The organism is Microcoleus sp. w2-18bC1, assembly GCF_036700365.1.
In the GTDB taxonomy this organism is placed as follows: domain Bacteria; phylum Cyanobacteriota; class Cyanobacteriia; order Cyanobacteriales; family Microcoleaceae; genus Microcoleus.
Map to the genome: position 1 here is coordinate 138,705 of NZ_JAUBOS010000005.1, position 18,952 is coordinate 157,656.

At 47.0% G+C, this 18,952-nt stretch carries 17 protein-coding genes; 12 read left to right on the forward strand and 5 right to left on the reverse strand.

Translation table 11 applies throughout. The features are described 5' to 3' along the window. Window positions 1–52 precede the first annotated feature (52 nt). Window positions 53–649: a hypothetical protein gene (locus tag QT979_RS05565; RefSeq protein WP_333308563.1), complete on the reverse strand. Its 597-nt coding sequence runs from the start codon at window positions 647–649 to the stop codon at window positions 53–55. Between the two features lie 52 nt (window positions 650–701). After that, window positions 702–1,877: a bifunctional diaminohydroxyphosphoribosylaminopyrimidine deaminase/5-amino-6-(5-phosphoribosylamino)uracil reductase RibD gene (gene ribD, locus QT979_RS05570; protein WP_333210993.1), complete on the reverse strand. Its 1,176-nt coding sequence runs from the start codon at window positions 1,875–1,877 to the stop codon at window positions 702–704. Window positions 1,878–2,249: 372 nt separating this feature from the next. Between ribD and QT979_RS05575 the strand changes: the two genes are divergently transcribed. Both QT979_RS05575 and QT979_RS05580 read left to right on the forward strand, forming a co-directional pair. After that, complete coding sequence (locus QT979_RS05575; protein ID WP_333308564.1) at window positions 2,250–3,110, forward strand: FAD-binding domain-containing protein; 861 nt, start codon at window positions 2,250–2,252, stop codon at window positions 3,108–3,110. Window positions 3,111–3,232: 122 nt separating this feature from the next. Then, entirely contained in the window at window positions 3,233–3,646 is a 414-nt protein-coding gene (locus QT979_RS05580; protein WP_333103914.1) for a hypothetical protein, read from the forward strand. Between the two features lie 142 nt (window positions 3,647–3,788). On the opposite strand, the gene QT979_RS05585 is transcribed toward QT979_RS05580, so the two are convergent. After that, window positions 3,789–4,328: a cyclic nucleotide-binding domain-containing protein gene (locus tag QT979_RS05585; RefSeq protein WP_333103913.1), complete on the reverse strand. Its 540-nt coding sequence runs from the start codon at window positions 4,326–4,328 to the stop codon at window positions 3,789–3,791. 148 nt (window positions 4,329–4,476) lie between these two features. On the opposite strand from QT979_RS05585, the gene QT979_RS05590 reads away from it, so the two are divergent. The 8 genes from QT979_RS05590 (at window position 4,477) to QT979_RS05625 (ending at window position 16,700) form a co-directional block, all read left to right on the forward strand. Beyond that, window positions 4,477–4,755, forward strand: coding sequence for a hypothetical protein (locus tag QT979_RS05590; RefSeq protein WP_333210986.1), 279 nt, complete (start codon window positions 4,477–4,479; stop codon window positions 4,753–4,755). Between the two features lie 231 nt (window positions 4,756–4,986). Then, a complete protein-coding gene (locus QT979_RS05595) occupies window positions 4,987–6,096 on the forward strand; it encodes a hypothetical protein (RefSeq protein WP_333308567.1) in 1,110 nt (369 codons plus the stop codon). A gap of 205 nt (window positions 6,097–6,301) precedes the next feature. Further along, window positions 6,302–6,577 carry a hypothetical protein gene (locus tag QT979_RS05600; RefSeq protein WP_333236574.1) on the forward strand — a complete coding sequence of 92 codons (276 nt, stop codon included), beginning with the start codon at window positions 6,302–6,304 and terminating at the stop codon, window positions 6,575–6,577. Further along, the gene (locus QT979_RS05605) at window positions 6,570–6,911 is read left to right on the forward strand and encodes a type II toxin-antitoxin system PemK/MazF family toxin (RefSeq protein ID WP_333103909.1); all 342 of its coding nucleotides are present in this window, start codon (window positions 6,570–6,572) and stop codon (window positions 6,909–6,911) included. The genes QT979_RS05600 and QT979_RS05605 overlap by 8 nt, the downstream gene beginning before the upstream one ends. A gap of 64 nt (window positions 6,912–6,975) precedes the next feature. Beyond that, window positions 6,976–10,095 carry an AAA family ATPase gene (locus QT979_RS05610; RefSeq protein WP_333308569.1) on the forward strand — a complete coding sequence of 1,040 codons (3,120 nt, stop codon included), beginning with the start codon at window positions 6,976–6,978 and terminating at the stop codon, window positions 10,093–10,095. Window positions 10,096–10,476: 381 nt separating this feature from the next. After that, on the forward strand, window positions 10,477–13,785 hold the full coding sequence (locus QT979_RS05615; RefSeq protein WP_333308571.1) for a PAS domain S-box protein: 3,309 nt from the start codon (window positions 10,477–10,479) through the stop codon (window positions 13,783–13,785). Between the two features lie 165 nt (window positions 13,786–13,950). After that, entirely contained in the window at window positions 13,951–15,825 is a 1,875-nt protein-coding gene (locus QT979_RS05620; protein ID WP_333209605.1) for an adenylate/guanylate cyclase domain-containing protein, read from the forward strand. Window positions 15,826–16,097: 272 nt separating this feature from the next. Next, complete coding sequence (locus QT979_RS05625) at window positions 16,098–16,700, forward strand: Uma2 family endonuclease (protein WP_333308573.1); 603 nt, start codon at window positions 16,098–16,100, stop codon at window positions 16,698–16,700. A 9-nt stretch (window positions 16,701–16,709) separates the two neighbouring features. On the opposite strand, the gene QT979_RS05630 is transcribed toward QT979_RS05625, so the two are convergent. Beyond that, window positions 16,710–17,477, reverse strand: a complete 768-nt coding sequence (locus QT979_RS05630; RefSeq protein WP_333209601.1) for a YebC/PmpR family DNA-binding transcriptional regulator — start codon at window positions 17,475–17,477, stop codon at window positions 16,710–16,712. Between the two features lie 148 nt (window positions 17,478–17,625). Continuing rightward, the gene (locus QT979_RS05635) at window positions 17,626–18,264 is read right to left on the reverse strand and encodes a histidine phosphatase family protein (RefSeq protein WP_333209599.1); all 639 of its coding nucleotides are present in this window, start codon (window positions 18,262–18,264) and stop codon (window positions 17,626–17,628) included. Window positions 18,265–18,327: 63 nt separating this feature from the next. On the opposite strand from QT979_RS05635, the gene QT979_RS05640 reads away from it, so the two are divergent. After that, a complete protein-coding gene (locus QT979_RS05640) occupies window positions 18,328–18,600 on the forward strand; it encodes a BrnT family toxin (protein ID WP_333236556.1) in 273 nt (90 codons plus the stop codon). Further along, window positions 18,587–18,808 (forward strand): hypothetical protein, encoded by a 222-nt coding sequence (locus tag QT979_RS05645; RefSeq protein ID WP_333308575.1) that lies wholly within the window; start codon window positions 18,587–18,589, stop codon window positions 18,806–18,808. Before QT979_RS05640 ends, QT979_RS05645 begins: the two co-directional genes overlap by 14 nt. The last annotated feature ends 144 nt before the right edge of the window (window positions 18,809–18,952 follow it).

Below are 18,952 nucleotides of genomic sequence, written 5' to 3' on the forward strand. Positions count from 1 at the left end.
ACTAATTACTAACATGATATCACCAACTACCCAAGTCTTAATTCGTACTTTATTACCCCCTGGGAGAGGGCAAAGATTGAACAGGTGTCGGAGGCCAATTAGAGCGACTTCTGCTTAGAGTAGTAGACACCAAAGCATAGCCCAAAATAGCAGGAAGCACGATCGCACTCATAAACACGATCGTCGCAGCCCAAGTCATCGCATTCGAGATCGGGCCGTAATGAGTGCGGTAAGGGTCAAACATGGGTAAATTAGGCATCGGGGCATCCCGCAGCGCGATCGGACGTTTGAACCGCACCCGCCTGTCGTCTAGCTTTTCGAGCAAAATCCAGCCAACTTCCGCCTCTTCCTGGCATAGCTTGTGAAAAATCGCAGGATTGCGGAACAAATCGTTGCTAGCCCGCACAATCTTGTACTCCCAAACCGTCAAATCAACAGAATTGGGTTCAGACTTGGGATTGCTATTGGATCGCGCATTTTCAGGCGCATTAAAATTATCTTCTTGAGATTCGTACCGAGTCAAAACTTCCTCCTCCTCATCGCATTTTTGCCCCGCATCCAATTGCTCGTGGTTCACCAAAAAACCCACAAGCGCAGCCTCCAAGCCGAGACTGCCAATCATCAAACTCCAAATCAGAATTGCAACCATAAAAGGAGTTAAAAGTTAAAAATCAAAAACTCAAAAGACTCGCTTTTAACTTTCAATCTTTAACTTTTAAATAGCCTTCTACCACACAATCTGCACCAACTGTGCGCCAAGAAACCCGCTCTAAAGTCAAAGCATCAGTCATTGCGGAAAAGCCCAAATCTCCTACAGGAGTTGGAGCACCTTTACCACCGACAATTTTAGGAGCAATAAAAGCCATAATTTTTTGAACTGCACCCTCAGCAATTGCCCTCGCGGCTAAAGTGCCACCGCACTCCCAGAGTACAGAAAGAAAAGATCGATCGTACAAATAAGCCATAACATTAGTCGGTGTCAGAGGCGAGAGCTCCACAACTTCCACCCCTTTGGCGATCAAAAATTCCTGAAATTCCGGGTTAACCCCAGGCTCAGTCAGCACCAAAGTAGCCGCCACAGAGGTTTCCCACAACCAAGCCGACTTCGGCAAATCCAAAGTGCGGCTCATCACCACCCGCAAAGGATTATTCCTATCAGGCTTGTGACTCGTCAGTAGGGGATTGTCCAGACGCACCGTATTTCCCCCAACAATCACAGCATCGCAGCCGACGCGCACCCGGTGTACCTCGCTCCGAGCCTCCTCGCCTGTCACCCAAGCGCTGTGGCCGCTACTGGTAGCAATTTTACCGTCCAAAGTCATTGCATATTTCAAAATTCCAAAAGGCCGACGGTACAAAATCCGGTGCACAAAAGCCTCGTTGAGTTTCTGGCAAGCTTCCCCTTCCACTCCCGCCACCACTTCAATGCCAGCCTCTCGCAACCGGGCTAGCCCACTTCCAGCTACCAAAGGATTCGGATCGACCATGCCAGCCACTACTTTTGCCACCTTGGCCTTAACTAAAGCTTCGGAACACGGAGGAGTCCGGCCGTAGTGGTTGCAGGGTTCCAGGTTCACGTAGACAGTCGCTCCTGCGGCGAGTTCCCCCGCTTCCCGGAGCGCAAAAACTTCGGCGTGAGGTTGACCGGCACCGGGATGAAACCCTTCGCCGACAATCTTGCCGTCTCGGACAATTACAGAACCGACAAGGGGGTTGGGTGCGGTTTTGCCGAGAGCACGGCGAGCCAATTCTATGCAGCGGCGCATCATGGCTCGATCGAACTCTTCAACTTCGCTGTTTTCCAGTTGTTTTGTACCTTGCTGCTGTCCGTTAGTTAAGCTGGCGATCGTTTTAGCGTGCGCCGGAAAAGTTTCCATAGGATTTTGGTATTATATCTATCCCTGAGTGTACTGAACTTTGATGCTAATTTTGGCTGCGATCCGACGATCGATTGCGGCTGGGGCAAACTGTACGTTACCACTGAAGATATAGCCTTTCCCAGTAACATGAGGTGGGCATAGGGCATAGGGCATAGGGCATAGGACTCGGCCCCATACCTCATCACGGTTGAGAACCGCTATATTGCACCATTCTCAATTAGCCTTTTATGAACAGGCCGGAAAGCCTGTTACTGACAAGGGTGCAAGATGTGAGTTAGCAGGAGTGAAAAGCAATTTAGGGCGATCGACCCGCACGCCCGATCGCATAGCTTTAAGATTAAGAAACAATAGCAGGCGCTTGAGAAAACCATGAGTCAGGAGATGAAGCGGGAATTTGCCAGCCGCGACGAATTAATTGCCTACGTGCGTGAACAGTTCCCCGAAGCCGCCGGCCGGGACAGCAGCGTACCCCCAACCCCAGGCGGGCGGAAAGCAGCCGAGACAGCCCTGCAACAAATTGACCCCGGCAAATACGCCTCAACCCGCAATTTCCTCAACGGTGCGGTAACGCGCTTGTCGCCCTATTTGCGCTACGGAGTTTTGAGTCTTGCGGAAGTCCGGGATGCCGTACTGGAGAAGGTGCGGCATCCAGAAGAGGCCGTAAAACTCGTCAACGAGTTGGGTTGGCGGGATTATTGGCAGCGACTGTACGCCGAATTGGGCAAGGGCATTTGGCAAGACCGGGAACCCTACAAAACTGGTTACACTGCTAAAGATTACAGCGAAACTCTGCCACAGGATGTCGTCGAGGGCACGACTGGTTTGGTTTGCATCGACAGTTTCAGCCGCGAGTTGCGAGAAACTGGTTATTTGCACAATCACCAGCGGATGTGGACTGCCGCTTATCTCGTACACTGGCGCCGCGTGCGTTGGCAAGCCGGAGCTCGCTGGTTTTTGCAACATTTGCTAGATGGAGATCCGGCGAGCAATAATCTTTCTTGGCAGTGGGTAGCAAGCACTTTTAGTCACAAACCTTATTTTTTTAATCGGGAAAATTTGGAGCGTTACACTAAGGCGGTTTATTGTCGCGATTGTCCTCTGTATGGGCAATGCGATTTTGAGGGAACTTACGAATATTTGGAAGGGCAGTTGTTTCCTAATGGAGAAAAGGTCGATCGTAGCGGCGGTTCTAAAAGTTGGCAAGGCTCTAAAAAAGGTAGCAGAAATTAAAAAGTTAGTTGTCAGTAGTCATTAGTCATTAGTCATTAGTCATTAGTCATTAGTTATCAACAGTCAACAGTCAACAGTCAACAGTCAACAGTCAACAGTCAACCGTCAACAATTACCAATTTATGAACAATCCGATTATTTGGCTGCACGGCGACTGTTTGAGTCCTGAAGGCCCGGCTTTTCAAGCGCACCCACAGGCACCGGCAATCTGGGTTTGGGATGATGCGCTCATTGATGAATGGCAGTTGAGTCTCAAACGAATGGTGTTTATTTACGAATGTTTGCTGGAGTTGCCAGTAGTTATTCGGCGGGGCGATGTGGCTGCAGAAGTTATCGCTTTTGCGATCGAATCCGGCGCTAATCAAGTGGTAACTACCGAAAGTCCCAGTCCTCGATTTCAGGATATTTGCCGGGAAATTAAGCGATCGCACCCAGTAGAAGTTTTGCCACCCGAACCCTTTGTCCGCTACGATGGTTACATTGATTTGAAGCGTTTTTCTCGCTATTGGCGCGTCGCTGAAAAATATGTTTTCTAATTGTAATTGGAAATTGGAAATTGGAAATTGGAAATTGGAAATTGGAAATTGGAAATTGGAAATTGGAAATTGGAAATTGGAAATTGAAAAGAGGTGTTCTTTTCTCTTCTTCCCTCTTCCCTCTTCCTTCTTCCCTCTTCCTTCAACTCCCCTTCAAACGCTCCAACAGCCATTGAAATCTCGATGCCGCCAAATCTGGATTTTCGACATTTTGCGGGATGCCGTCCTCGCCGTCGGGATCTTCATATATTAAACCATCACTATCATCGCCGAAGCGTTTGACTGTACCCCGCAGTCTGGACGACAGAAATTTGGTAATCGCCCGATAAAACCGCAGGGAAAAAAGCACGTCTTGCTCGAGTTTTTCAGTTAGCAGTCGCCGGGGAATTGACAGGATGAGGCACTCTTCAATTGCCGTGACGCTAGCAGAAGGAAGCCTCCCGTCTACAAAAGACATTTCCCCTAACACTTCCCCGGAAATAATTTTTCCAATTTCTTTGTCGCCCAAAGATGATACAGAAACGCTCAAAGTTCCCTCCAGAACTATGTACAGGGCGTCTAAGGGCTTACCTTCGGTGATCAGGGTTGTGCCGGGGAGGACTTGGGTGCGGGTGCCGTTGGCGAGCATCCAATCGATGTCGCGATCGCTCAATTCGCCTAATATCACTAGAACTTTGCTCATAAAGTCAGGTTGAGATGAGATACTTTGTATTTTTTTACTTGTTTAGTTGCGTGCAGTTGTTAGATGGTCAGACCCTGAGCGAAAGCGAAGGCTAAACTTTACAAATAGAAGACTAAATTTTACACAATTTTCATAAAATTCAGTAATTTTGACACGATCGAGCCACAAATATTTCTCGGATCGGTGGTATTATTCTACATTAATTGTCAGGGACTGTGCAGCAGCCGATCGCGTTGTATTAACTGCACTTGCTTTGGACGGCGGGGCTGCCAAGACTGTTTTGAAAGCTTGTTGTCTCTTGGTTTCGACTCCGTGCGCCCTCAAAAACCGGGTTTTTCCGGCGTGGCTGCAAGTGCAGCGCCCCCAAGTACAGTATTGTAGAATGCAAGCGAGACGCGCGATCGACCCATCAATTAAACAGGATTAAGGATGGAATCATCCCTAGGATTGATTTTTTGCCGATCGATCGGTAAATTAAAATTAGCCTCTAAACCCACCGTCCGTTCTTGAATCTAATCAGCTTGAGAGTTGACTATTCAACGGTAAAATGGCAATCTAGGAACAACACAACTCATATTTGTGTCTTTTTTTCCCAAAGCTCTCGACGTTCTCCCTCAAACACTTACACTTTTAACACACCCTTCATTGAGGAGTTGCTATGAATAGTCTATTTTCCAAGTCTACTTTTGCGTTAATAAATCTTGCAGCTTTAGCTGTTTGTTGCAGTACCATGTCAGCGAAAGCTGAAACTGGCAACTTGCCCGATGTCGCTACAACTGCAACAATCGCAGCTCAAAATATTGACCAAACTTCTGAGCCTGCGGCAACTTCAGCAGTTAAACCCGACGCAGAAACAACGTCTAGTAATAAAAAAATTGATTCAATCAGTTGGAGCGAACTAACAGAAGCGGCAGAGCCAGCAGCCTCTGAACCGGCCGCCAACTTGCAAGTATCTATTGCTGCACCCGAAAAATCGGAAGCAGCAACATCTGAAATTGCTGAGACAGAAACAGCGCCAAATACCTCCATTGCTGCTGAGACCCAAAAGTCGGAAGAAACCGCTAAAATTGCTGACAATGGTGTCAAAGTTGAGTCAACAGTCGAGACTGCCAAAAAGAGCGATCGACCTAGCTCAATTGTTGCCCAAAGCAATAATCTTGAAGTAACAGCAACGAAGGAAGAAAAAGAAGTCCAAACAGCACAAGAATTGTTGAGCAATCCTGTCAGCACTTCCGCCTCAGCTTTGACAAACCAACCCAAAGTTGCTGAAAAACCGGCAACTGTCTCGGAACCAACTGAAAAAGTAGCTCAAGGAACTCAAATCCGACCAGGCCGAGCTACCCGTTCTGGACCCAGCTACATCGGCATTGGCGGCAATGTAGGTTTTGGCGGAGATTCAGCCTTAGGCGACGGTTCATTTGCGATTATTAGCAAAATCGGTTTGACGAACAATTTGTCGGTGAGACCGACTGTTTTGTTGCGCGACAACTTAACTCTTCTAGTTCCCGTTACCTTCGATTTTGTATCTCAAGAGACCGTCGAAGTCAGCGAGGATTTTGTGATTAGTGCTGCTCCCTATGCAGGTGCTGGCGTGATAGTTACTACCGGAGATGACGGTAATTTTGGCTTCCTGATTTCGGGGGGTGTAGATGTGCCGCTGACGAGAAATTTAACAGCAACAGCGGGATTGAATATTGGTTTTGTTGACGGAGCTGACGTGGGATTGTTAGTCGGTGTCGGCTATACGTTTCCGAATATTGCCCGGTAGTGTTGCTGTTTGAGCAAACCCAGGACAAATAAATAAATAGGCGCGGGGTTGGCTGTAGGAATACAGTCAACCCTTTTTGATGATGGAAAATCTGCCTATGCGATCAAGGTAGGGTACGCCATAAGCAGAGAGCGCCGAGATTGATTTTTGTGAAAGATATAATGATGGTGCGATCGTACTTTCTCACCAACCACCCGAAAAAACCGTGACCAAAACAGAAATCTTAGCAGCACTCAAAAATCTGACAGCAGAAGAACGCCTAGAAATTATCGAAACAGCTTCGCGGATGATGCGCGAAGAAATAGAAGAAAAAGCCCAGCGCAAAGTTGAGAGAAAACGGAGACTCAGAGCCGCAGCAGAAGCAGCAGTTCCTTTGTATGAACCAGGAGGGCCGCTGCACGATTTGTGGTCGCCCGACAGCGAACCGTATTTCGATTCAGAGGAAGAATACCTGAGCGCAGGGGTAGAAACTAATGCGTAAGGGCGAAGTGTGGCTCGTCAGACTAGATCCAACGGTGGGAGATGAAATCGGCAAAACTAGACCTGTTGTGGTTGTCAGCGATGATGAAGTGGGAAATTTGCGCCTCAAAGTAATTGTTCCAATTACAGCATGGAACGATCTTTTTTCCCCGCTTGATTGGATGGTGCAGCTCGATCCGACATCAGAAAATGGCTTGGCGAAACTCTCCGCCGCCGATACTTTTCAAGTCCGTTCCGTCTCCCAACAAAGATTTGTCCGACAACTCGGAACCTTGTCCGAGACAATTATGGAAGAAATTGCAGAAGCACTGACAATTGTTCTGGATCTAGATTGAATAACTAGGCAACAGCGTACAAATAGTGTTATTTATAGATAGATTGTATGGCGCGATGGCCTAAATGATTCCTATACAACTTACACTCAAAAATTTTCTCAGCTATCGCGAAGCTGCTTTAGACTTTCGCGGCCTGCACACCGCTTGCATTTGCGGGCCTAACGGTGCTGGCAAATCCTCCCTCTTAGAAGCCATATCCTGGGCACTTTGGGGCTGTTGCCGCAGCGATACGGAAGACGATATCATCCATATCGGCGAAACTGATGTGCGCGTTGATTTCACTTTCTCCACCGGCGGCCAAATCTACCGGGTGATTCGCAACCGTCGGCGCGGACAATCGGGAAGTTTGGAATTTCAAGTCAGCTTGAATTCTGCCGAGAGTGAGGAAAAACTTAATTTTCGCACGCTCACAGACAAGGGGCTGAGAACCACTCAGCAAAAAATCCTCGAACACATCAAACTTGATTACGATACTTTCATCAACTCGGCGTATTTGCGGCAGGGGCGAGCTGATGAATTTATGCTCAAAAAGCCGATCGAACGCAAACAAGTTTTAGCCAACCTACTCAAACTCGACTCCTACGACACTTTATCCGAACAAGCCAAGGATACCTCCAAACAATTTAAAGCTCAAGTCGAAGTGCTCAAACAGAGTTTGCTAACCGTACAAGAGCAACTGCAACAAAAAGAAGCTCTCGCCTCCGAACAAACTCAATTGCAGCAAGCAACCGATTTGCTTCAGCAGCAGCAGCAAGCCGACACAAACGAGTTACAGCAACTGCAACTCCAGCACCACAACCGCCAAAGTTGGAAAGAACTCCTCGCAGGCTACCAGCAACAACACTACAATATCTCTCAAGAATGCCGCCGCTTGCAGCAAGAACTCAGCGCAGCAAAACAGCAGAAAAATGAGCTGCAAGCCCTCCTTGGACAAGAAAATGAAATAACAGCCGGCATCGCGTATTTCCACAGCTTGCAAGCCACAGAAGAAAGTCTGGCGGGAAAATTTAAGGTTAATCAACAAGCCCAAAATCAGCGTCAGCAATTGCAAGAACAGCAACGGCAAGAACTGAACTTTTTGCAAAGTAAAATTCAGCAGTTGCAAGCTCAATTAGAGGTTTTAGAACAAGATGAAAAAGATGTTCTGGAGATTCTCAAACAGCAGCCGGAGGTTGACAAAGGACTCGCACAGTTGCAAGCAGTTCGATCGCGCCTCAATGAACTAGAGCAACTGCAACTGCAAGTTTCGCCACTGCTACAACAGCAGCAGCAAAAGCAACAAAAGCTCGATCGCGCCCGCGCTGGTTTAACGGCCCGCTTAGAGGAAATTAACCGACAGGTGCAAGTTCAGCAGCAGCAGCGACAGCCGCAATTACAGCAGGAAATCTCGGCTATCGCCAATCAAATTTTGCAGTTGGAAAACAAGCGAGTTTATCAGCAGCGAGTCCGCGAAAAAGGTCAAGAAAGGCACGACTTTCTCGGAAACTTGCAAGCCAAAAGTCGCGACTATCAAACCCGACTCGCCGAGATCGACCAAAAACTCCAACTGCTGCGGAAACATGAAGGAGAAACAACCGCAGGCGAAGGTAAAGCCTCGAATTTTGCAGAAAACGAGCCATCGAATTCGCATTTAATGGTGCGGGATGCAAATTTTGGCAATTGTCCTTTGTGCGATCGACCTTTAGACGAACACTACTGGAATTTGGTAGTCACAAAACACCACACCCAACAGCAGGAAATCTGGAACCAACTGTGGGTTGTGCGCGAACAGTTGGCCGTCTCTGAGCGCGAAATTCAAGTTCTCAGACATGAATACCGCGAACTTGAAGAGGAATTAGCGCCCTACCAAGAATTGCGGGAACGCCGCAGTCATTTACAAGCACAATTAGATAGCCTGGGCCAAGATGAAAACCGACTGCAAAGTATGCGTCAAGACGCTGCAGAAATCGAGCGGTTGCTACGCACCGGCGAGTATGCAGCGGAGGATTTGGGCGAACTCCAGCAAATCGAACAACAACTGCAACAGCTCAATTACAGCGATCGCAGCCACTCCCTCGCCCGCAGCGATGAAAAGCGCTTGCGGTGGGCGGAAATTAAGCAAGCTCAAATCAAAGACGCTCAGCAGAAACTGAATAAAATTAATGCCCGCCGCCCGGATTTGCAAACTCAATTAGCCACCGTACAGCAACAGTTAGAACAGCAAAAAAACAGCTCGGAAATACAGCAGCAAATTCTATCTTTAGATAGATACATTGCTGAAATTGGCTATAATTTGGAACAGCACGAACACGTGCGGAGCGAAATGCGCCGATCGCAGTTTTGGATCGCCCGCGCCGAAAAATTGCGATCGGCAACTGTGCAGTACCCCCAAGTGCAGCAGCGGGTTAATGAAATAGCAAATTCCATCGCAGTACGCGATCAAGATTTGCAAGTTGTCAGCGCTCAAACTGCCGCGATGAACCAGCAATTGCAAGAACATCCCGATCCCACAGCTCGCATAAGTGCGATCGAACAGCAAATCAGTCGCCGCCGCCAGCAGCTAGACCAACATTTGGGAAGTCTCGGACGCCTCCAGCAGCAGCAGCAAAATCTGGAAAATCTGCAAGTTCAGCTAGTAGCTCAAAAAGAGCAAATGCAAGTTGCCAAACGCCAGCAGCGAGTTTATCAAGAGTTGGGTCAAGCCTTTGGTAAAAACGGCATTCAAGCTTTAATGATTGAAAATGTTTTGCCTCAACTCGAAGCTGAAACCAATCAGATATTGTCGAGATTGAGCGCGAATCAATTGCACGTTCAATTTATTACTCAGCGGGCTGCTGCTTCTAAAAAAGCAACTAAATTGATTGACACTTTAGACATTTTAATTGCTGATGCTCGCGGTACTCGCGCCTACGAAACTTACTCTGGCGGTGAAGCTTTTCGGATTAATTTTGCGATTCGGCTGGCGCTGGCGAGATTGCTGTCTCAGCGGGCGGGCACGGCTTTACAAATGTTGATTATTGATGAGGGATTTGGGACTCAGGATGCTGAAGGGTGCGATCGGCTGATTGCTGCAATTAATGCGATCGCCTCCGACTTCGCCTGCATCCTCACCGTTACCCATATGCCGCACCTGAAAGAAGCTTTTCAAGCCAGAATTGAAGTAAGCAAAACTGCTCAGGGTTCTTGCATTAGCTTGTCAATTTAAAAGGGTTGATGAACCGGATGGAAGGAGGAGAAGAAAAAAAGTTCAACATATCAGTGTTTTCACCTTCTCTTTTCTTGCCGCCTTGGGTATTTTCACCTTCTGTTTTCTGGATAAGTACCGAATGCCTTCTGTTATACTACTTACTTTCAAGCACAAAGGTAATTGTATGCCCGTGCCCCAAACCATAATGGAATCAGTCATTGCCAATCTAAAATCTAAAATCTAAAATGGTATTAGTCGTCTCCCCCGTCGGCTTTTTTGGGCTGCTGACTTTGTTAAAAAAGCTAAATTAAAAATAAAATTATAGAATAAGAATGGCTCAAGCTATTTATAATTTCCTATTGTTCTGTCCGCTCCCAAGGAGTTTGGATATTGCTACAGATGACAACAGACTCTTTCAACCTGTCTCTCCTAGAACGGGCGATCGCAGCTTCGAGCAACAGTATCCTCATCGCGGATGCTCGCAAGCCTGACACACCTATTATCTACTGCAATCCTGCTTTTGAGAAACTGACCGGTTACAGTGCCGAAGAAGTTATTGGACGCAACTGCCGGTTTTTGCAGGGGCCCGATACCGATCATGCCGAATTAAATAAACTCCGCCGCAGCTTGGAAGCGGGAACGGAAATTCAGGTAATTATCAAAAATTATCGCAAAGACAAAACTCCTTTTTGGAACGAATTAATGGTTTCCCCCATCCTAGATAATGAGGGAAAATTAACTCATTTTATCGGAGTTCAGAACGATATTAGCAAAAGAGTAGCAGCCGAAACAGCCAGGGAAGAAAGCGAAGAAAGATTGCGCGTTATCGCCAGTACGACTCCCGTTCCCATGTTAATTACGCGCCTAGAAGACAGCGTTATTTTGTATGCAAATCCTGCTCTTGGTGAAAGTTTAGGTTTGAGTAATGAAGAACTCCTTGGTGGAAAAAAAAATGAATTTTATGCCAATATCAACGACCACATTCAATTGCTAGAATTAGTCAAACAAAATGGTTTTAGCGACCGCGAAGAAATCTGCCTCAAGAAAGCAAATGGTAGTTTTTTTTGGGTAAAAATGTCGATGCGAGCGATTAATTTTAATGGCGAAGCCGCAATTTTATCGGCATTTTACGATATTACCGATCGCGTAGAAGCAGAAACAGCACTACGGCAAAGCGAAGCGAGGTTTCAAAAACTAGCCGCCAACGTTCCCGGCATGATTTATCAATTTCAGTTAGCAGCAGACGGCGCTATGTCTTTCCCCTACGTCAGTTCCGGCTGCCGCGAACTCTGGGAATTAGAACCAGAGGTACTCCAAAATTCAGCTAGGCCCGCGATCGAAATGATTCATCCAGACGATGCGCCAAGCTTCCATGAATCTGTTGCTACCTCAGCTAAAACTTTAGAGCCTTTGCGGTGGGAAGGAAGATTTGTTTTTCCGGGCGATCGGATTAAGTGGATTAGCGGGGCTTCCCGACCAGAACCGGGCGAAAAAGATAACATTATTTGGGACGGCTTGTTGATTGATATTAGCGATCGCAAACTTGCAGAATCAGCACTGATCCAAAGCGAAGCCAGATTCCAAAAAATGGCCGCCAACGTGCCGGGAATGATTTATCAATACTTGCTGCATCCCGACGGTTCAAATGAATTCATTTATGTAAGTTCCGGCTGTTGGGAACTCTACGAATTAGAGCCAGAAAAAGTTGAACAAAACTCGGATTTAATTTGGGCAACGGTGCATCCAGAAGACCTAAAAAATCTGTTAGAATCAATCGCAATTTCCGGCAAAACTCTCAAACCTTGGATATATGAAGGGCGGATCGTAACCGGATCGGGAAAAGTGAAATGGATTCGCGGCATTGCCCGCCCCGAAATGCAGCCTGGGGGCGATATACTGTGGGAGGGAGTGACAATCGACATCAGCGATCGCAAGCTAGCAGAAATCGCCCTCAGCGAGTCAAAAATCGCCCTGCAACAAGCCAATCAAGAACTAGAAAAGCGCGTCCTAGAACGCACGGAAGCCTTGGAAACCTCCCAAAAAATGCTGTGGTTGGTAATCAATAACATCCCTCAGTTAATCGCCTGGAAAGATCGAGATTTAGTTTACTTGGGAGGCAACAAAAACTTTGCCAAAGTCGCAGGTTTCAATCACCCCAGTGAAATCGCCGGTCTCACCGACTTCGATATGCCTTGGAAGCCGGAAGAAACAGAATTTTTTCGAGCCTGCGACCGCCGTATCATGGCAACCAACACCCCAGAATATCACATCATAGAATCCAAAATGCAAGCCGACGGCACCCAGTGCTGTCTGGATACAAATAAAATACCTTTACACGACAATTCCGGCAATGTTGTCGGCATTTTGTCTACTTTTGAAGACATCACCGATAGGCTTTCCCTAGCAGCTCAAGTCCGGGCCAGCGAGGAACTATTTCGCACAATTTTTGAAGATGCACCCATCGCTATCTACTTAGCTAATTTAGATGATAATAAGTTAGTGAGAGTCAATAAAACTTACTGCGAAATGCTGGGATATACCGCAGCAGAATTGCTTGCCCAAACATTTATTGAACTTGGACATCCCGAAGATTCTCCAAAAAATCTCCAAGTTGCTGATTCTCTTAAGCGGGGAGAAATTACTCACTATCAAATCGAACTCCGCCAGATTACCGCTACAGGTAAAATTGTTTGGGTAAACGTGACAGCTACTTTGATTCGAGACGGTGAAGGACAACCTATTTACAACTTAGGGATGATTGAAAATATAACCAATCGCAAAATTTCCGCCGCCGCACTCCAAGCTTCCGAATCTCAATTAAGAAAACAAGCCGCCCAATTGCAAGAAGCATACGAACAGCTACAAAACGCTCAAATCCAATTAGTTCAATCCGAAAAAATGTCGAGTCTCGGTCAGATGGTGGCTGGGATTGCCCACGAAATCAACAATCCTGCCACTTTTATTAACGGCAATATTTCTCATACTTACAACTATTTTCACGATTTAATTGAACTGTTAAGTCTCTACCAGGAATGCTATCCGTCCCCAGGGCCTCAGATTGCTAAAAAAGTTAAGGACTTAGAGTTAGATTTTCTGAAGGAAGATTTGCCAAAAATGCTAAACTCTATGAGAGTAGGAGTAGAAAGAATCAGTAATATTGTGTTGTCGCTGCGGAACTTTTCGCGGCTGGATGAATCAGAAATGAAGTTAGTAGACGTTCATGAAGGAATTGACAGTACACTGTTAATTTTGCAGCACAGATTGCATCAGGCAAGTCAAAAAAGCCGGATTGAAATTATTAAAGAATACGGAAAAGTCTCAAAAATTTACTGTTGTGCGGGGCAGTTAAACCAGGTATTTCTCAATATTATCAGCAATGCGATCGATGCTCTAGAAAACCAACCGGAACCTCGGACGATCGTGATTCGCACCCTCATGAAAAAAGCTGGGTTGAAAAGCCACAGTAAAACCCAGCTCAGTGATTGCGATCGCATGGTAATTTGCATCGCCGACAGTGGCCCGGGAATGAGCGAAGAGGTTCGCAAGCGGCTATTTGACCCGTTCTTCACCACCAAGCCCGTAGGCTCTGGAACTGGTTTAGGATTATCCATCAGCCATCAAATTGTGGTAGAAAAACATAAGGGAAGCCTGCGGTGCATCTCAGCGCCCGGACAGGGAGCGGAATTTTGGATTGAAATCCCCTGCTGAGCGATCGTCCATTAATGTAAAAGTAAAAGTTTAAATATCTAACTTTTAATTCCCAATTGCCGTCGGTGCTTGAGTTATCAGGGTTTTGAATTAACCGCACTCAGAGGCCGGAACAAATCGCACTCAGCGGTGTGCTAATCTGCAGCCCTTATTCGCTAGGCAATTATGCTGAAAAAACTACCTTTATCCTGGTCTCGCTACATTCCAGCCGGGTTGACGCTGGCTTTGGGTGTCGGGCTGTCGGTTTTGACATTTGCCTTGGTTTGGGACTGGGAAGACAAGCGCCGCGACTACGAAATGCACCGCCGCATTGACGATATTTCGATCGGCATCGAACGCCAGCTCAACTCCGACTTAGATACTGTTCTCGCCCTCAGCGACTACATGAAAGCCTTCAGCGCCGTTGAGCGTTCCTCTTTTGCCCGGTTTGTCGCCCGGCCCCTATCCGTCCACCCCAGCCTGCAACTCCTGGCTTGGGCCCCCCGCGTCCCCAATTCCGAGCGGCGCAACTACGAAACCAAAGCTAGAACCGAAACAGATCCCAGCTTCGAGATTACAGAGCGTGGCCCGCGAGGAGAACTCCGCAAGGCCCTCCAGCGTTCCGAATACTTCCCGGCTTTCTACGTCGAACCACCAGCCGGAAACGAGACAGTATTAGGCTTTGACCTCGCCTCCCACCCAGAAATCCGCGTCGCGCTCGATCGAGGGCGCGATACAGGAGAAATGATTGTCACCAACTACATCGGCTTAACTCAGGGCAATTCCCCGGAACAGGGTCTTTTGGCAATAGTTCCGATTTACGAAAACAGCAGTAAACCGACTACCCTGGAATCCCGTCGCCAATTGCTACAAGGATTTGTTCTGGGCGTATTTCGAGGCAAAGATATTTTCCAAACCTCTTTAAAAGGACGCAATACCGAATACCTCAATATTTATCTCGTTAGCGAGGCTCCAGACAAGCAACAAGCAGCGTCATTGTTACCCCAAACGGCCAACCCGGTTCTCAAAAACCTCCCTGCTGAGAGGCAAATTCAGCAATTTGCGGTGCAGTTCCAATCCGCGAGCCAACAAGTGCTTCCAGTATCAGTCGCTGCAAAACCCTCTCTCCTACAAAACTGCCCGATTCTTGACAATCCAGGCCCGAACTATACAGCTTGCAGAAGGCGGCTGAAAATTAGCGGCCGCCAGTGGTCTATGTACGTGTCGGCAACGCCGGAAATTCGCAGGATTCGCAAGCACTGGCGCTCTTGGGGAACTCTGACGATGGGGATGCTGTGGACTCTGATTCCGGTGACATATATGCTGACATCTTTGAGTCGCACCGCCCAAATCGAAAAGCTAGCCGGAGAAAGAATTCGCCAAGCCGAACAGTTGCAGGCTGCTTACCTACAGTTGGAACTCGAACAAGCTAAATCCGAGCAATTGCTGCTGAACGTTTTGCCCGCAGCGATCGCCCTGCGTTTGAAGGACAATGAACACAATATCGCCGAAAGTTTTGCGGAAGTAACTGTCATGTTTGCCGACATTGTGGGGTTTACAGAGCTTTCGTCGAGAATTTCAGCGACGGCGGTAGTGGAAGTGCTCAACGATATTTTTTCCGCTTTTGACCACTTGGCCGATCGCCACGGTTTGGAGAAAATTAAGACTATTGGTGACGCTTACATGGTTGTCGGCGGTTTGCCTACGGCCAGAGAGGATCATGCCGAGGCAGTTGCGAACATGGCGATCGATATGCTACACGAAATTCGGCTCCTCAGTTTAGAACATTCGGAACCTTTCAGCATTCGGATCGGGATTAGCAGTGGCCCTGTCGTTGCCGGCGTTATCGGCTTAAAAAAGTTTATTTACGACCTCTGGGGCGACACAGTAAATATTGCTTCGCGCATGGAATCCCACGGGATTACCGGCTGCATTCAAGTCACCGCCGAAACCTACGAGATATTAAAAGATAAATATACTTTTCAGAAGCGCGGCGCCATTCAAATTAAGGGCAAGGGATACATGGTTACTTATTTGCTGACTGGGAAAAAAGATTATTGACAATCAAGCATCCAGGATACCCGCCACGTGATTCATCCGTCCAGAAATAAAAAACCTGTATCCGATGAAACTTGCCCCCCGAATTGCTCCGTGGGGTCAATGCTTCAATTCTTTAATCTAAAATCTAAAATCTAAAATCTAAAATCGATTGACCCAGCCCAAAAACGGATACAAGCCTCCGAATCCCCGATCGATTAAGACTTGCGATCGCCAAGCTAAGATATGATAAGCTCAAGGTATTCTATCACCCCTGCACCAACTGAGGAAAAACCATGACGACGCTGCTAATTCAAACCGAAAGCGTCCCACTGACGGTCAATTTCCCTGCGATCCAATCGATGACTGTTGAACAGTTCTATGAATTCTGTATAGTTAATCGCGATTTGAGAATTGAGCGTACTGCCAGTGGGGAAGTCATTATCATGTCACCAGCTTTTTCAGATACAGGGAACCGCAACATTAAAATTGCTCAGCAACTTGCAAACTGGGCAGAAGAAGATGGCACAGGTGAAACGTTTGACTCCAGTGCAGGCTTTACCTTGCCGAATGGAGCAACCCGATCTCCCGATGCCTCCTGGATTAAACTAGAGCGCTGGAATGCCTTAACTGAAGAACAAAAAGCCTCATTCGCACCGATTTGTCCCGACTTTGTGATTGAATTGCGGTCTGCTAGTGACACTCTCAAGGGATTGCAAAACAAGATGCAAGAATATATTGAGAACGGTGTATCGCTCGGCTTTTTGCTCGATCGCAAAAACAGAAAAGTCTACATCTACCGTCCCGATTGCGAACCTGAAATCTTAGATAATCCTGAAACAGTCAGCGCAGATCCAGAGTTACCGGGATTCGTCTTGCGGATGGCCAAAATCTGGTGATTTAGAGCGTTACACCATACTCAAAGACATCAATTCATCGGTCATTTCAAAATTCGCCGTGACGCTTTGCACGTCATCCAAATCTTCCAGTGCATCCATTAACTTTAGGAGCGATCGAGCTTTTTCAGGAGTGTCTATTTCCACTGTATTGCTCGGAATCCAGCGATTTTCCGACTGCAAAACTGCAAATTTTTTTTGTTTCAAAACATCAGCCAGTTGTTCCAGATGAGCCACACTTGTAAATACCTCTGCACCTTCAGTATCCTCATCAATTAATATCAAATCATAAGATTCCGCCGCCGCCTCTAGGGACGCTTCAAACAATTGTTCCTCATCAATCGGGCCGCGTACAGTACAAACTCCTTTGTTGTCAAACATCCAGCCCACACAACCAGTTTCGCCCAAGTTTCCGCCATTTTTAGTAAAAGCTTCTCGCAAGTCAGCCGCTGTGCGGTTGCGATTGTCTGTCAGCGCTTCAATCAGAATAGCAACCCCGCCAACGCCGTAACCTTCGTAGCGAATAGCTTCTAATTCCGAACTTCCCCCCGCCAAGCCAGCACCTTTGGCGATCGCCCTTTCTATGTTTTCATTAGGAATATCCGCCGCCTTGGCTTTTTCTATAGCCGTCCGCAGTTGAAAATTGCCAGCGGGATCGGGAACTCCGCTGCGGGCCGCGACAATAATTTCGCGAGATATTCGAGCAAAAACCTTGCCTTTAACGGCATCAACTCTCGCTTTTTGGCGTTTAATATTCGCCCACTTACTGTGTCCAGCCATATCGATTTAAGATTTTCGATTTAAAATGTGCGATCGAGATTAAACAATAACACCCAGATTCGGACTAATCAGATGAACGTAAGGTGCTCTTCTGCCGCGCACCTTACACACATAGCATAAAATGCGATTTTTCGCACGAATCTCAACTTTAATTAAACCGGATCGCTGTTTCAGAGTCAGTCAGGTGAGAAGTATCGCCATTAAGTGCGATCGACCATTCTCCCTCACCCCGCACCACTTTCACCAAACAGCACAAAGAAGCGTTAATTTCCGTTTCTGCACAGCCCGCTAGCCCTATCGCAGTTCCTAAAACCGACGCACCGTGACCTACTAATAACATATCTTCAGGAAACTCAGCCGCGAGGCGTTTAGCAGTTTCCCCCGCCCTTTTGAGACAAGCTTCCCCAGTTTCGGGATAATTAGTAATACCGCTTTTGTAGGAAGCATCAATCCGGGGAAAACGCCTGCACAAAGCTTCGACGGACTCAGTTTCCGGCATTTCTGTCATCCATTCCGGATTCAACCATTCGCACAGTCCCCACTCTAGTTTAATTGACAAATCGAGAGCTTCGGCCGCGTGATTTGCTGTTTGGACAGTTCGCAGAAAAGGGGAAGCAAAAATATGAGAAATTCCTTCTCCTTTGAGGCGATTGGCGAGTTGTTTAGCTTGAACGTGACCGTCTTCGGAAAGGTGGGGATCGTAGCGGTGTTCTGCGGTGAGAAACCAGTCGGGGTTAACGAAGTCGATGCGGTTTCCGTGTCGTGCGATCCAGACTGTTTGTGGCATGAGTTGGTTTGAGTTTGGCTTCTAGGTGTAATATTATATCAAAGATGCTGATTTGGGCTCTTTATGAAATTCGAGTGGGATGAAAACAAGGCTGCGGTAAATTTGTCCAAGCATGGGATCTCATTTGAGGAAGCCAGAACGGTTTTTGACGATCCCCTCTACGTCGATTTCTACGATCCGGATCACTCTGATGAAGAAGATCGCTATATTATGGTTGGAGAGTCCCAGCAAGGTAATTTATTGATAGTGTCGTATACAGAAAGAGCAGATTTTATTCGTTTGATTAGCGCCAGAAAAGTAACACGAGTGGAGCGAGAAGTTTATGAAGAAGGATGAAACAGTGATGGACGATGAGCTTCGGTCGGAATATGATTTGAGGAAGTTGCGTGTAAGAAGGCTAGGATCTGGACGAAAGACCTTTGGTGGTGTAAATATTCGTTTAGAACCGGATGTTGCAGAGATGTTTCCCGATTCTGAAGCAGTGAATGAAGCTCTGCGGTTTTTGATTAGAATTACTAAAGAAAACCTGGTATCTGAGAAATAATACCAAATCTGGTGTCCTCTGTATTGATTTAATATTATATCGAAGTTTGGTAATTTGGTGGGTTGCCAAGCTATTGATTGATTTTTTTTAACCGCAGATACACGCAGATAGACGCAGATGATAGTGGGTTTGGTAAGAGATGAT

Excerpts from the sequence above, each read along its gene's own strand:
- QT979_RS05565 (WP_333308563.1), bottom strand. The coding sequence starts at position 649 with ATGGTTGCAATTCTGATTTGGAGTTTGATGATTGGCAGTCTCGGCTTG.
- ribD (WP_333210993.1), bottom strand. The coding sequence starts at position 1,877 with ATGGAAACTTTTCCGGCGCACGCTAAAACGATCGCCAGCTTAACTAAC.
- QT979_RS05575 (WP_333308564.1), top strand. The coding sequence starts at position 2,250 with ATGAGTCAGGAGATGAAGCGGGAATTTGCCAGCCGCGACGAATTAATT.
- QT979_RS05580 (WP_333103914.1), top strand. The coding sequence starts at position 3,233 with ATGAACAATCCGATTATTTGGCTGCACGGCGACTGTTTGAGTCCTGAA.
- QT979_RS05585 (WP_333103913.1), bottom strand. The coding sequence starts at position 4,328 with ATGAGCAAAGTTCTAGTGATATTAGGCGAATTGAGCGATCGCGACATC.
- QT979_RS05595 (WP_333308567.1), top strand. The coding sequence starts at position 4,987 with ATGAATAGTCTATTTTCCAAGTCTACTTTTGCGTTAATAAATCTTGCA.
- QT979_RS05605 (WP_333103909.1), top strand. The coding sequence starts at position 6,570 with ATGCGTAAGGGCGAAGTGTGGCTCGTCAGACTAGATCCAACGGTGGGA.
- QT979_RS05610 (WP_333308569.1), top strand. The coding sequence starts at position 6,976 with ATGATTCCTATACAACTTACACTCAAAAATTTTCTCAGCTATCGCGAA.
- QT979_RS05615 (WP_333308571.1), top strand. The coding sequence starts at position 10,477 with ATGACAACAGACTCTTTCAACCTGTCTCTCCTAGAACGGGCGATCGCA.
- QT979_RS05620 (WP_333209605.1), top strand. The coding sequence starts at position 13,951 with ATGCTGAAAAAACTACCTTTATCCTGGTCTCGCTACATTCCAGCCGGG.
- QT979_RS05625 (WP_333308573.1), top strand. The coding sequence starts at position 16,098 with ATGACGACGCTGCTAATTCAAACCGAAAGCGTCCCACTGACGGTCAAT.
- QT979_RS05630 (WP_333209601.1), bottom strand. The coding sequence starts at position 17,477 with ATGGCTGGACACAGTAAGTGGGCGAATATTAAACGCCAAAAAGCGAGA.
- QT979_RS05635 (WP_333209599.1), bottom strand. The coding sequence starts at position 18,264 with ATGCCACAAACAGTCTGGATCGCACGACACGGAAACCGCATCGACTTC.
- QT979_RS05640 (WP_333236556.1), top strand. The coding sequence starts at position 18,328 with ATGAAATTCGAGTGGGATGAAAACAAGGCTGCGGTAAATTTGTCCAAG.
- QT979_RS05645 (WP_333308575.1), top strand. The coding sequence starts at position 18,587 with ATGAAGAAGGATGAAACAGTGATGGACGATGAGCTTCGGTCGGAATAT.